Source organism: Oscillospiraceae bacterium (assembly GCA_009780275.1).
Lineage (GTDB): Bacteria > Bacillota > Clostridia > Oscillospirales > UBA929 > WRAI01.
On sequence record WRAI01000002.1, the window covers coordinates 65,696 to 80,278 of the forward strand.

The 14,583-nt window shown below is 48.8% G+C and carries 9 protein-coding genes; 8 read left to right on the forward strand and 1 reads right to left on the reverse strand.

Translation table 11 applies throughout. The features are described from left to right. Positions 1 to 132: 132 nt before the first annotated feature. The 8 genes from FWE06_01010 to FWE06_01045 all read left to right on the forward strand — a co-directional run bounded on the left by FWE06_01010 (position 133) and on the right by FWE06_01045 (position 10,444). Positions 133 to 4,362, forward strand: a complete 4,230-nt coding sequence (locus FWE06_01010) for a SpaA isopeptide-forming pilin-related protein (protein MCL2545760.1) — start codon at positions 133 to 135, stop codon at positions 4,360 to 4,362. A 105-nt stretch (positions 4,363 to 4,467) separates the two neighbouring features. Continuing rightward, positions 4,468 to 5,505 carry a DUF6017 domain-containing protein gene (locus FWE06_01015; GenBank protein MCL2545761.1) on the forward strand — a complete coding sequence of 346 codons (1,038 nt, stop codon included), beginning with the start codon at positions 4,468 to 4,470 and terminating at the stop codon, positions 5,503 to 5,505. A 250-nt stretch (positions 5,506 to 5,755) separates the two neighbouring features. Further along, positions 5,756 to 6,406 (forward strand): hypothetical protein, encoded by a 651-nt coding sequence (locus FWE06_01020; protein MCL2545762.1) that lies wholly within the window; start codon positions 5,756 to 5,758, stop codon positions 6,404 to 6,406. Continuing rightward, positions 6,390 to 7,253, forward strand: a complete 864-nt coding sequence (locus FWE06_01025; GenBank protein ID MCL2545763.1) for a hypothetical protein — start codon at positions 6,390 to 6,392, stop codon at positions 7,251 to 7,253. The genes FWE06_01020 and FWE06_01025 overlap by 17 nt, the downstream gene beginning before the upstream one ends. After that, on the forward strand, positions 7,253 to 9,511 hold the full coding sequence (locus FWE06_01030; protein MCL2545764.1) for a DNA topoisomerase: 2,259 nt from the start codon (positions 7,253 to 7,255) through the stop codon (positions 9,509 to 9,511). The genes FWE06_01025 and FWE06_01030 overlap by 1 nt, the downstream gene beginning before the upstream one ends. A gap of 83 nt (positions 9,512 to 9,594) precedes the next feature. Beyond that, positions 9,595 to 9,840: a type II toxin-antitoxin system prevent-host-death family antitoxin gene (locus FWE06_01035; protein MCL2545765.1), complete on the forward strand. Its 246-nt coding sequence runs from the start codon at positions 9,595 to 9,597 to the stop codon at positions 9,838 to 9,840. Position 9,841: 1 nt separating this feature from the next. Beyond that, the gene (locus FWE06_01040) at positions 9,842 to 10,159 is read left to right on the forward strand and encodes a type II toxin-antitoxin system RelE/ParE family toxin (protein MCL2545766.1); all 318 of its coding nucleotides are present in this window, start codon (positions 9,842 to 9,844) and stop codon (positions 10,157 to 10,159) included. 78 nt (positions 10,160 to 10,237) lie between these two features. Then, positions 10,238 to 10,444 carry a hypothetical protein gene (locus FWE06_01045; GenBank protein ID MCL2545767.1) on the forward strand — a complete coding sequence of 69 codons (207 nt, stop codon included), beginning with the start codon at positions 10,238 to 10,240 and terminating at the stop codon, positions 10,442 to 10,444. 45 nt (positions 10,445 to 10,489) lie between these two features. On the opposite strand, the gene FWE06_01050 is transcribed toward FWE06_01045, so the two are convergent. Beyond that, entirely contained in the window at positions 10,490 to 14,488 is a 3,999-nt protein-coding gene (locus tag FWE06_01050; GenBank protein ID MCL2545768.1) for a BspA family leucine-rich repeat surface protein, read from the reverse strand. Between the last annotated feature and the right edge of the window lie 95 nt (positions 14,489 to 14,583).

The following is a 14,583-nucleotide window of genomic DNA, read 5'->3' on the forward strand; positions in this document are numbered from 1 at the left end:
ACATAGTTTATATGTTTGTCAAGCACTTTTGTACAATTTTCTGTAAATATTTTTCTGTCTGTAACCGCGCTTTACTCCCGCAAGGGATTTATATAAAAACAACTTAAACAAAAGAAAGAAGAGGTAACTCACATGAGAAAGAAAATCTCACTCATTCTCGCGCTGGTGATGCTCATATCACTGGTATCAATCGTGCCGGCACAAGCCCAAACGATAGATATAACACCAACCCAAGGCGGCACAGTACAATTTGTCCGTCCCGGTCATTTTATCTATGTGCCGGGTGCGTGGCAGCTCCCCGGCGGCACACGGACAATGGAATTTTTCCAAATGCGGCTTGAAGGCAATCTATATCCCATTTACTGCCTTGAACCCCTTGTCGCAGCACCATTACCGGGTAACTATGCTTACCGTGTCTTAGCAAACAATCTCTTGTTGGCGCGAGCATTGTATTATTCGTTCGGCGCGCCCGGACAACGTTATTATCTCGACACGCTTGCAAATGTGCCATTGGCAATAACATCTTTTACCGGCAGTCAACGTGGTGACTCATTGTACATCCTTTCGCGCATTACACTAGCATATATCTACGGTGCGCCCGATGCGTTCTTTGGCATTAACGCAACAGGTATTGCAGCAGCGCGGGCGTTCCGTGCATGGCTGGAAACAGCACCACATCCGCCGCATGCAAACAAATCTTTTTCCAATGCCAATGTAAATGCCACACTCAATATTGCTGAAAATCGCCAAGAAACGCCGTGGATTACGTTCAACGCAGACACACGCAACGCCATCACCATGCCCGTTAGCAATTTCGGTACCGGTGTAACATTGCAACGCAATCGCGGCGGCACAATTACAGGACATACCGGCAACGTGGAATTACGCGGTGGCGACCAATTCCGACTATTCGCTCCACTTCCGACACCGGCAGGGATACGCAACAGCGGCGACTTGCGCGGTACTGAAACAAGGCACTGGTACGCGCTCCTGTTCAACGAAAATAATCCGGGTACGCAAGTCTTGGGTGGCTGGTCATATCGCGTTGACCCCGCTGACCCCATTCGCTTTGCTGTCACATGGCGGGAAGCGCACGGCAGTTTGCGTATCAACAAGACGGTCGAAAATTGGCATACCCGCGCAGGATTTGAGTTTGAAGTAAGGCGCGTTACAGGCAACGTCCTCATCGGCAATTTTACCACCAACGCCAACGGCTATGTCTATGTCCCAAACCTCGTGGCCGGAGATTATAGCGTTCGTGAAATCGTGCCGTATGGCTTCGTCGCACCCACGCCCAACCCGCGCGTTATCACAGTTGTCGCAGGGCAAACAGGTAGCGCGGCGGCAAATACAACATTTAACAACGTGCGCCAGCAAGGACGCATTCGTGTTGAGAAGCACAGCACAAACCCCGGCATGAGCGTGTATAATCTTGCAGGTGCGGTATTTGAAATCCGTAACGCCGGCGGTACGGTCGTCGAAACCATAACCACCAACGCGGAGGGTATCGCAGAGTCAAACTTGCTCCCGTTGGGCGCATATACCGTTGTAGAACGTACCGCGCCCTATGGCTTCGTTCTTGACCCTACACCCCGCAGCGTAACATTAACATCGACCAACCAAACGGCAACCGTTTTTTGGGGCAACGTAAGTGTTGGCAATCGTCCGCAGGTCGGCCGCATCACCATCACCAAACTAGACCGCGACACCGGTGACCGCCCACAAGGCGATGCCACCCTCAACGGCGCAATCTTTGACATTTTCGCGGCACGGGACATCCGTCAGCCGAACGGCACAATTATTTTTACACAAGACCAATTGGTTGATACAATTTACACAGGCACGAATAATGTCGGCACGAGTCGCGAGCTGCCCCTTGGGGATTACTATTTTGTAGAACGTGTCGCGCCCCACGGCTACACACTCAACACTGAGCGTCACCCTGTAACAATCGCCTATGACGGGCAACTTGTGACGGTATCTAACACAGACGCCGAGTTGCTAAATCGTGTTATTCAGGGGCGAATTGCGCTTGTTAAATTCACTGACCCGGACACAGGCAATCAACAAATCATGCCGCCGCTGGAAGGTGCAATCTTCGACATTTTCTTGCGCTCGGCCGGTAGCTTTGAAAACGCATTGCCGACTGAAAGGGCGCGAATCACTACCGATGCCAACGGTTTTGCTGAAACAGGCTACTTACCATTTGGTTGGTATACGGTGCGCGAAGTCTACGCACCCGGCGATGTGCGATTGGTTGATCCGTTCGACGTTTTCATCAGCCAAGACGGACAAATCCATCGTTTTATACTCAGTAACCCTATTTTTGAGAGCTTAATCCGTATCGTAAAAACTGATGCCACCACAGGGCAGACAATCCCCGCGGCCGGCGTGGCGTTCCGCATCCGCGACTTAGCAACGGGGCAATGGGTATCGCAAACATTCAACTACCCCACGCCAACGGAAATTGACATTTTCCACACCAACGAAGAGGGTTGGCTCGTCATGCCTTTACCACTCCGCAGCGGCCAATATGAGTTACACGAAATTTCCGCTCCATATGGCTATTTGCTGTCACGCGAACCCGTACAGTTTACCGTTCACAGCTCCGTCGCCGGCGAAAATGACATTATCGAGGTCATTATGGCCAACGACCCTGCCATGGGCGTGATAAGTGTCAGAAAAGTCGGCAATATGCTTGTTGGCACAGAAGTCGCTGAAACCGACTTTGGTTACAAGCACGTCCCCGCCTTTGCCGAGCGTGGCTTGCCCGGCGCGGTCTTCAATATCATTGCCGCCGAAGACATCATCACACCCGATGGCACAGTCCGAGCCGTAGCCGGTGAAATAGTAGACACCATCACGACAAACGCGAACGGCAACGCTTCTTCGCGGCCGCTCTTCTTGGGTAACTATCATGTCGTGGAAATCTACGCACCACAAGGCTTTGTATTGGACGAAACACCGAAGTTTGTAACACTTGCCTATATCGACCAATACACACCGATTGTACACGAACTTATCAGCCGCGTCAATGTGCGGCAACGTGTAGCGATTGAGCTTGACAAATGGATGGAAACGCTTGACGGTCAATATGCACCGTATCATGATGTTGTCTTTGGACTCTTTGCGTATGATGACATCCTATGCGTAGACGGTGAAATTGTCATTGAAGCTGGTGATTTAGTATCGCTCATTACCTTAAATGATGTAGGCATCAGCGAATTTGTTGCAGAATTGCCTTGGGCGAATTTCATTATCCGTGAGCTGGCCACAGCCGAAGGCTACCGTGTCACTGATGAAGATTTTGAGGTCAGCATCGAACCCGCCGACCAAGGCACTTCCGTTATCAAGATTGCCGTCAATGACGGTGAACCTATCCACAATTATCTCATGCGCGGTGACTTGCGTGTCATTAAGACATTTGAAGGTCGCGAAACGCCCATCGCCGGCGTACCGTTTACCATTATTGGCGAAACCGTTGTAGGTGAGCGCATCGAAATTAATGCCGAAACGGATGAGAACGGCGAAATTGTCCTTGAAGGCTTGCCCATCGGTGAATGGACTGTAACTGAACTGTCCGGAGAGCAAAACGAGGGCTTTATCCTGAGTGAGCCTGTCACTGTTACACTCACCGAAGATGAGCTTGTCGAGCTTGCTATCCACAATTACCTCATGCGTGGTGATTTGCGCGTCATCAAAACATTTGAAGGTCGCGAAACGCCCATCGCCGGCGTACCGTTTACCATTATTGGTGAAACCGTTGTAGGTGAGCGCATCGAAATCAACGCCGAAACGGATGAGAACGGCGAAATTGTCCTTGAAGGCTTGCTTGTCGGTGAATGGACAGTCATTGAGTTAGCATCTGAGCTGAACGAGGGTTTTATCCTAAGTGAAGAACAAACAATCACCATCGCCGCGAACAAATTAGCAGAAATGTCAATCCACAACTACCTCATCCGGGGTTGCATCCACGTCACCAAACGAAGCTCCGCAACTGGAAATGTTCTTGCCGGCACTGTGTTCGGGTTGTATCAAGATGGTGTTCGTCTATACGAAGCGACCACAGGCGAAGACGGCGTTGCAATATTTGAACGTTTCCCATCCGGCGATTTTGTAATCTATGAAGTCCAAGCCCCGACCGGATATTTAATTGCAGACGAGGGTGTAAATGTAACAATTTATGAAGAAGGTCAAATTGTTGCTATCGACTTTACCAACGACCCAATTCCCAAAAGAGAAAACCCGCATACCGGCGACGGCCGCAACCTTCCATTATTTATTGCTCTCATGGTTCTCTCTTCTGCCGGCCTTCCTCTTGCCTTCATGGCGATGAAGCGCAAACGTAAAACCAAAGCATAGCTCCCTTCTTAACAGGGCGCGGCGATTGCTATTACATCAGCAAATCCCGCGCCCTGCCCCATGCCGGGGCTGACATAAAGAAATGTAAAAAGGCGGTCTTTAATTATGAGCTATTATTACAGCCATGAAGCCGAACAATATACATTTTATCGCTTGCCAAAGGCTCTATTTACAAACGCTCGTTATAAGAGCTTATCTGACGGCGCAAAAATCCTATACGGCCTCATGCTCGACCGCATGAGCTTATCTATAAAAAACAGTTGGACAGATGATAAAGACCGCGTATTTATTATGTTCACGTTGGAAAACATCTGCGAGTATCTGAATTGCGGTCGTGATAAAGGCGTAAAGATGACGGCTGAGTTGGAGAAAATTGCACTTATTGAGCGCGTCAAGCGTCAAGGCAAGCCAGCAATTATCTATGTGCGAAAGTTTTTAGACGCATCGCTGACTACTCAAAAACCACAACCGAAAACAATTGATACACAAGACTTTGACGATGCCGAAACACAAACTTCCGATGAGCCGGAAGACAATCTTATGACAACCCGAAGTCTAGACTTCGGAAAAGCCGAAGTCCGGACTTCGGAAAAACCGACTTCTAGACTTCGGGAAAGCCGACTTCTAGACTTCGGAAAAACCGACCCTAATAATACTAATAAGAATAATACTGAGAAGAACGATACTAATCCTATCGTATCTTATCCATCCGCACACACGCACGACATTGGATGTGATAAGACAGGACAGGATACGACCGTTGACGAATTTTCTTTGATGCGTTCTAAAATCCACGACCATATCGACTACCCCGGTTTACTTATTCAACACTTTAATCAACCTCTCGTTGACGAAATTGTTGAGCTGATGGTCGAAACTGTTTGTACACACCGGAAAACGCTTTGCGTCACCAAAACAGACTATCCGACCGAAGTCGTGCGGAAGCGGTTTTTGTCACTGGATAATAGCCATATCAATTTTGTTTTAGACCGCCTTCGCGAGAATATGGCCGACATTCGCAATATTAAGGCGTATATTTTGGCCATGCTGTTTAACGCACCAACGACAACCAACGCACATTTTACTGCAAGAGTGGCACATGACAATTCGCTGGGCTTGGAAAGTGTCGGAAGCAGTCCGTAACAGTTAGGAGGAACGCACTATGCAAAGTCGAGATAAACATGGTAGATTTCAGAAAAACACACTTGAAAACCTGTTTGGTATACCGAATAACGACCTTGCGATGACAGCACTTGTTTGTGTGAAATGTGAACACGGAAGCAAGGATACGAAATTTCTTCCGATTTTGAAATTGTCCCCTTGCTCAAAGTGTGGTAACGATGAAGGGCATATGCCACTAAAAGATTATTTAGATTTACAGGAGGAAAAAACTATGAAAGACAACTTGCAATACCGCGAGGAACTTATTGCCGGGAACTTCCAAATTCGCGAGGAAAACTCAGCGTTTGCAGTTTATCAAAAAAGCTCATACTTTTCTGACAGTTTCAACCCCCAAGGCGAATGGGTGAATACTTGGAATTGCTGTGCAACATACAAAACATTAAATAATGCAGAAAAGTATCTTGAAAAGCAGATAGCTTGCCAATTCCCGAAAGGCTACGACATCAGCGGCGTGTTGAATGCGATAGAGTTAATCACGGAAGAAAAAGAAATTGACGCCCCTGACTCTATGCACTACAAATCAAAGCCTGCTGAAAGCCTCCCGGATGGCTGGCATTGGCGAGAATATGACGATGGCAGCGGTGCGTTGGATGCGCCGGATGGGAAAAGTTATTTTTCTTATGACCGCATGACAAACGAGTATCGTCATCCGAATTTACAAGGTTGGTCAACTATGGGTGACTACCAGCAATTCAAGACGATGGCAGCGCAATGGGTAAGGGATAATGTGGTTGACAGAGGCGATATAGCACCGAAGTCGCAAAGCTCCCTCGCCGACCGCTGCCAAGCTGCAAAAGAGGCTTCCGCAAAACAAGATAACAACACACCACAAGGGGGAAAGCAACATGAACCTAATCGCTAAATTACGCGCCGGAAAGCGCGGTCGTACAGCCCTTATGATTGTCGGGATGGTCTTGCTGCTGGCTGTTGTCAATTTACTCAGCCGCGACAATTCCCGCAATAGTCCGAATGACACCGCCGAACCGTCGCCGTATTATGCCGAACCTACATCTGCCCAAACAGAAAGCCCGGCAGCAGTTCCAACAGTACCCCCTACCCTCATGCCGACAACTGACCCGTGGCCGGACGATTTCGAAGACCCGCACTATGAATATCCGGACAACCGCGCCGTTGCTGACGCACAAGCATATAACCCAAATATCGTTGGGCGTGTCATCGGCACCGGCCTCGATGCTCATTTTATTCAAGGTGGTAACAACACACATCCCAATGATGCCATTTTCTTAGATTGGCGTTCGCCATCCGATTTTTCTGCCTTTAATACGCTCATTTTTGGCAACCGCCATCAGTCTTTTGACCCAATAGGTCAATTACTTAACCGTTCTTTTTTTGACGCAAACGAATACTTAACAATCATTTTGCCTGAGCAGACAATCAACTTGCGTGTAATGGCCGTCGTCATCCTCAACGGTGACGAGCTATCCCTTATTGACCCCGCACTCTTCGCCGGCGACGCGCAATTTGGCCATCTTCTTGGTCGTTACGGTTTCAACCACGACGCATACCACGCACAAAAAGCTCGGCGGCAAGAGTTTCTGCGATTTATTGAGCAACACGCAATACACTTCCGGCCATCCTACGCTACGACCGGCAGCCGGCTTGTAACATTTTTGCCGACTGACACAACAGTCCACGACAGCCAACTTTTAATCATTACCATCAATGATGGTGGAAGGGCGGTATCATAATGCAACTTATCATTGCTGAAAAACCATCGGTTGCTCGTGCCATCGCTGCCGTTGTCGGCGCGAAGCAAAACAAAAACGATTATATCGAAGGCAGCAACTATTTGATAACATGGTGCGTCGGGCATCTTATTGAACAGGCATCGACCGAGGCTTATGATGAAAAGTACGCCAAATGGCGATTAGAACACTTACCTATCGTGCCTAACCCATGGCAATATGTTGTTTCAGCGAACACACATACACAATACACAGCCATTAAAAAGTTGATGGCCGACAAACGGATAAAAGAGATTGTCTGCGCGACCGATGCCGGCCGCGAGGGGGAGCTTATATTTCGCTTAGTTTACAATCAAGCCAAATGCAAAAAGCCCATACTCCGGCTGTGGACAAGCAGCTTAGAAGAGACTGCCCTTCGTGACGGTTTAGACAACCTCAAACCGGGCAGCGATTACGATAGCCTTTACCATGCGGCAATGGCTCGCGCACAAGCTGATTGGCTGGTTGGCATCAATGCGACACGTCTATATTCGTGTTTACTCAAAAGCACCACCAATATCGGTCGTGTCATGACACCGACGTTGGCACTGCTCGTCAAACGAAGTAACGAAATTGACAATTTCGGCGCACAGACTTTTTACATACCTGAGATTAATTGCAACGGTTTTATCGCCCAAGGTGAACGCCACGTTAACCAACGCCGTGCTGAAAAAATCGCTGAGCAATGCAACGGAAAAGATGCTGTCGTAGTTGACGTAAAAAAGGCAGTTAAATCAACTGCGCCGCCGAAACTCTACGATTTGACATCACTACAACGTGACAGCAACCGTATTTTTGGTCATACGGCGCAACAGACATTAACAGCAGCACAATCACTTTATGAAAAGAAGCTACTCACCTACCCCCGCACAGACAGCAGGTACATTACCGAAGACATGGCCGGCTCTGTGTCAGCACTACTCCCGACAAACCATGACATCACGCAAGTTGTTGATAATGCGAAAGTCACCGACCACCATGCCATTATCCCCACAGCAGCGGCGGCCAGCGCGGATACGAATACACTCAATCAAGCTGAGTGCGATGTTTTGTCACTCGTTAAGATTCGGCTTGTTACCGCAACAGCAGATAAGCACACTTATGAAGCAAAAGAAATCATCATCGAATGTGCTGAGGAAACATTTACAGCCAAAGGCAAAACTGTTATCAATAACGGTTGGAAAGCCCTTGAAGAGCGTTGTATGTCCGACATTAAGGGCAAGAGTCAAGAAAAGCCGGAGGACGCAACAGAAGCAGCCTTGCCGCCAGTAGACATCGGTACAGTATATGAAGCGGTGACGGTTACAATCCGCGAAGGCAAGACAACGCCGCCTAAGCACTACACAGAGGACACCTTGCTTAGCGCAATGGAAAACGCAGGCATTTCGTATAAAGACATCCCCGCCGACCTGATTGTTGCGTCAATGTCGTTAGACGAAAGTCTGTCAGATGATGAACTCATCGCATTGTCAGTCGGCAATGTTGACGACATCCCCGCTAATAAGCTCAGTGCAATGGAAGCGTTAAACATATCGGGCAGCAGTATAGCAGACCTCATGAAACACAGAGGCTTAGGCACACCCGCCACCCGTGCCGGCACAATTGAAAAGCTCATTAAAATAGGATTTATTGAGCGCAGTAAAAAGAAACTGTTACCTACGGAAAAAGGGAGCTGTCTTATTGCCCTGCTGCACGAAACGCTCAAAACACCGATGCTCACGGCTGAATGGGAAACAAAGTTGCTCGACATCGAGCATGGCAACCTCAATGCTGACACGTTTATGGGTGGTATTGTTTCTATGGTACACGACTTGGTGCAAACGGTACAAGCAGAATTTAACGCGCCTGCCCCGGATGCGCCGTCTACCGACTCAATTAACCGAGCGTGCAATCTCATGGCGTTTCAAGATGCCACAGACACAATACCTATCCCTATGGGTGATTGCCCGCGTTGCGGTAAAACAGTTTACGAGAACCCCAAGGGCTATTGTTGCGAAGAACGCGATTGCGGCTTTGCTCTTTGGAAAAATAACCGTTTCTTTGCCAGCCAGAAAATCAAGCTGGATGCTACTACCGTGCGGCTCTTGCTCACTCATGGTGAAGCGTTTACGGAGGGGCTAACGAGTGCTAAAACAGGCAAGAAGTATGATGCCACGATTGTACTTGATGACACCGGCGGAAAGTTTGTTAATTTCAAGTTGAGGTTTGATAATAACGATTAAAGTGTCACGATAAATTGCTGTTGCATTTTACGAAGAATTAGGGTACAATAATAATAGAGTTATATTTTGAAGGAGAGATTGTTATGCCAAATATAAAACCTGTATCTGATTTACGAAACTATAATGAGGTTTTGCGTGATATAGCGGCCGATCAACCCGTTTTTCTTACAAAAAATGGCAGAGGGCGTTATGCTATTGTAGACATAGGCGAATATGAAAAAACACAAGCCAAAATTCGCCTTATGAGCGAACTTGCAAAGGGTCAAAAGTCCGGACGAGAAAACGGCTGGCTTACTGTTGACACGGTTGAAATGAATTTGGGGTTGTAGCATGGCTGAATTGCATATTTCACCGTTGGCCAATGACGATTTATTATCAATCAAGGAATACATCGAAAAAGAGTTAGATAGCCCTACCGCTGCAACAAATACACTTATTAAAATAACAAAGAGTTTAAGAATGTTGATAGATTTTCCGTTATCCGGCTCACCCCTTGAAAGTATTATAAATTTTGAAACCGATTACAGGTTTGTGGTCAGTGGCAATTATATTTCTTTTTACCGCTATATAGATGATACTGTTTTCGTTGACCGCATTCTATATGCAAGGCGAGATTATATGAATGTCTTATTTGGGGATGACAATTAGGCTGTATGTGTTAAACTAAAAACACATCATTGTCTAGCCAAAAAGTACAGCATCTTGTTTGAACGTGCAGACCGCTATTTGAAAGATACACTAAACGGCGGGACGGCAATCCCGATAAAGACATGGCGAGCCGAGCGAGAAAGGCTACTTGCCAAAAAGCAAGGGCTAAATCAGCAATACCAAAAACTCAAAAGCGACACCAACCACGCATACAAAATCAAACGAGCTGTTCAGGACTTGTTATCCAAAGAGCCACGACAAAAGACCCGCGAAATGGAACGATAAACACAAGTGGGCGGCATTTGCCGCCCACTTGTGTTTCATTGTTGCTCAATCTAACGCGTCCAGCGTTCGTACCATAGCCATGACCATCATTTGGAATTGCATTTCCATGCGCGGCGAGAACAAATAGCCGCCTTGTGAGCAAGTGTTGCCCATAATGCCGAGGTCATACAGGAAGTACACCGAACCGCGTGTCCAGCTTGCCACTCTGTCCTCAAAGGGCAAGTCACCTTGTGGCACATAGACTGGCACTTCACCGTCAAACAGTGTAATCAATCGCCCCAACAACACCGCCGCGCTTTGACGGTCGATGTTATCATTGGGCCGGAACTGCACGCCCTCCCACTGGAACGAACCCTTACCGCGAATGACACCCAACTGCGCCAGCGCGAGTACGTCGGGGTCAGTGCTGTCTGTGAACGGGACGCTGTACAATGTGCTTGGGTCACGTGACGCTACGAAGTCTACGATGCTCTCACCATAATGCGCCTCGATAAACCGCGCCGCCATATCGGCGATGTAAATACGCGGAATACCATCGCGCCATGTGTTATTTTCCAGCACACGCTGGGAAATCAACCCTAAGTCATACGCTTGCTCCAAATATTCACGCGCCCAACTGTTGGGGTTGTTGTCATAACGATAGACAGGGTGCGGCTGGCGTACCCATGTGTCGGCATGGATTGTGCCATCGAAGTTTGCCATCAACTCTGCCGCCGTGAAGATAAACGCACCCTGCGGGTTAGCCACCGTGCCGGAACCGACGTTTTGCCACGGGCCGGCGGGGAGTGCCCCCCCCCCAACAAAAGCGAAATTTTCGCCCAACGTTAGTGAGTGTAAGCTAGTCATACCGCTGAACATATTCGCAGTACTTGTTACATTTCCGGTATTCCAACCAGATAAATCAAGATTTGTCAAGCTGCTTGCACCTCTAAACACACCTCTCATGTTTGTTACACTGCTCGTATCCCAACCCGATACATCAAGATTTTCCAAACTTGTTTCGCGAGGAAGCCAGTGGGGAAAGCCAAAAAAGTCAAAACCAAACATATGACTCATATTGGTTACATTGCTTGTATCCCAGTCGGATATGCCTTCAATGCTTGTTAAGCTGATTGCGCCATTAAACATATCCGACATATTTGTCACATTGCTTGTATCCCAACCCGATAAATCAAGGGTCGTTAAGGGCGATGCGTAAAAGGGTAATGTGCCCATCGTATCACGGAAAGAAAGATTAAACATGCCACTCATATCAGTGACGTTGCTTGTATCAAAATAATGTAACCCGTCTATGGCCGTTACATTTGCTAAGGCCCTAAATAGACCACTCAATGAATTGCCGGCGATAACCGGCCCGGTAAATGTGATGGTAGTAATATCACGACCATGACCGGCCCAAATACCGCGCCATGTGTCGCCCCTATCAAGCATTCCGCTATCCACAATCAACGCGCCGTCGCTGTACAGCCGCCACGGCAGATGGCTGCCATGCTCGGTGAATACGCCGGACGCAATTTCAACGACCGGCTCGGCCACACCTGCCGTCGGCGTCGCTGCCAACAACATGGCGCAAGCCAAGAGTGTACATGCCAGTTTTTTCATCTCAGGTTCCTCCTCATTGTTTCTGTTGCCAACATTATGCCTTATACTTGACGCAAAGTCAATCGAAAGAACGCCACCGACCAACACATTCAACGTCCGCACCATGGCGATGACCATCATTTGGCTTTGGAATGTCATTTGCGGCGAGAATAGATACACGCCCGGAATCGAGCTAGTGTTACTCATGATTCTTGGGTTTTGGTGATACAGGAAATACACCGAACCCCGCGCCCAGCTTGCCACCGCGTCTTGGAACGGCAAAGCGGCTTGCGGCACATTTGCCGGCACTTCGCCGCCAAACAGCGTCACCAGCCGCCCCAGCAACACCGCCGCACTTTGACGGTCAATTAAATCATGCGGACGGAACTGTACGCCGTCCCACTGGTACGACCCCATGCCCAAAATGATACCCAGCCGCGCCAAGGCAAGCACATCGGGGTCATTGCTGTCAGTGAACGGAATGTCATGCAACGTGCTTGGGTCACGCGACGCCACAAATGCTTGAACCGTCATACCGCTTTGCGTTTCGATGAACCGTGCCGCCAAATCGGCAATGTACAACCGCGGAATACCATCGCGCCATGTGCTGCTTTGCAGCACACGATGCGAAATCAAACTGCGGTAACAGGCATTATAGAGGTAATCACGCGCCCATGCGTTGGGATTATCGTCGTAATGCCACAAGCGGCATATGATATTGACGGTCACGCTGACATTCAAATCAAGGTTGTTGCCATTGACAACACCGCCAGGCAGTTCCAACCGACCGTTGATGATATGGCTCTGTTGGCAGATGCCATTAGAATCTAAGCCGAACAAATCCCAGTTGATACGCGCGTAAGACACACGGCCGTCACTTGCCTGAATTTGTGTGCCGCCCGGCAACCCCAGTCCTAGTGCCGTTGATGCCACATCACAATATACATCAATGACGGCGGGCTGTCGCGTAAAACTGACGATATTGCTCGTGTTCAACTCTTCTGCAACGCCCCGAACGCCGAACGGCTGGGTCATGGCAACGCCGTTATCCCAATGAATAATCTGCGCGCGGACGTAATTGCCTACGATAGGATACAGCGTATCATTCAAGTCCAGCGTTGCGCCGATATGTATCACACGGCCGCCGTTGCCGGGGGCGCCGCTAATCCACTGGATTTCATTGTAGCGAACGGCGTTAATGGTAATCGTATCATCACCCACGACAATGCTGGCAATACCCGGCGGGTCGGGTAAATCCCACAGATGCAGTGTGTCCGCGTTACCGGCACGGGGCATGGGAATGGCATCATCGTCCGGCGTTTCATCGTTTGGCAAGGTGTCGTTGATGCCCAAGCGGCGGTCAACACGGGCAATCGTATAGAAAGTGCCTGTTTCCATAGCTTGACGCATGGCGTCAACACTGAGTTCGGGCAGAAAGAACATGTTCCAATTATAACCGGTTTCAACGTCATCATGACTGTCATCGTTGGAAAAGCCAAAGACATTGCGACCGTATGGCATGGTTTGCTGCAAAATATTGTCCCACAAAATACGGTCGGAGCGGGTTTCGTTGTCTAACCTATTGAAAATTTCCATACCAACGGCACTAGGAAAGCGGCGGAACATTTCAACGTAACGACCGTATATGACAGGGTGGTTGGATGCGTAAGCGCCTTTAATTAGGCGATACTCCGCAGTAGTTAAATCGTCTTCATAATCTTCATCTTCACAGATTCCAACGCCGCCCGTATAACGCCCGGGATGTGCTATCACGGCAAGACCGCCCACCTCCATTGTTCGCCGCAACATGTGATACTCCATCCATGCCGGGTTAATAATGCCCGGGGTCGGCGTCGTGTTGCTGAATCTGGTTGGGTCTCCGGGGTAATAGTAACCCCTGCGATAAAGCGGCAAGCCCCAACCATGGTGGTAGTTGTTGATGGGTGCCCAGTAGGTGAGCATATGGTGAGAAAGGGACGGCTCGTTGCTGTCGGGGAGGCCTATCATGCCATGCTGCTGTGTGCGCGGTGTCGGCCATTGCGGCATAACGCGCGGACGAGTGCATGTGCCATGGTAAATCGCCAGTTTATCGGCGGTGGTCATGTGCCGAAACACAGGGTCGACACGCCCTGTTTCAGGCGCAAACCGCCATGGCATTTGGTCAAACGCGGGCGTCACTGTATTGTGGTCAGTGATAGCAAGAATGTCATAGCCTCTTTGAAAGTGGTCTAACACCACATTGTCCAACGTAAGCCTGCCGTCAAAGTTGTTGGTATGCGTATGCAGTGCGGCACGGTGTGAATTCCAAGTGTCCCAATTCACGTCCTCGTAGGGATTGTCAATGACGAAATTTGCTGCTTGCGCCACGCTGACAGGAAAATGCGGCTGTGCCACGCCGATGTGCGATGCGCTGCCCAAGAGCATTGCAGTTGCCAAAGCAAGCGTTAGTATACGCTTACGCATAGATACTTCCTCCATATAGTTGATGACAGCCTTTTACACAGTATAGCAGATATTGTCATTTTTTTCAAGTACAAATGTCATAGTCGAGAGGTAAG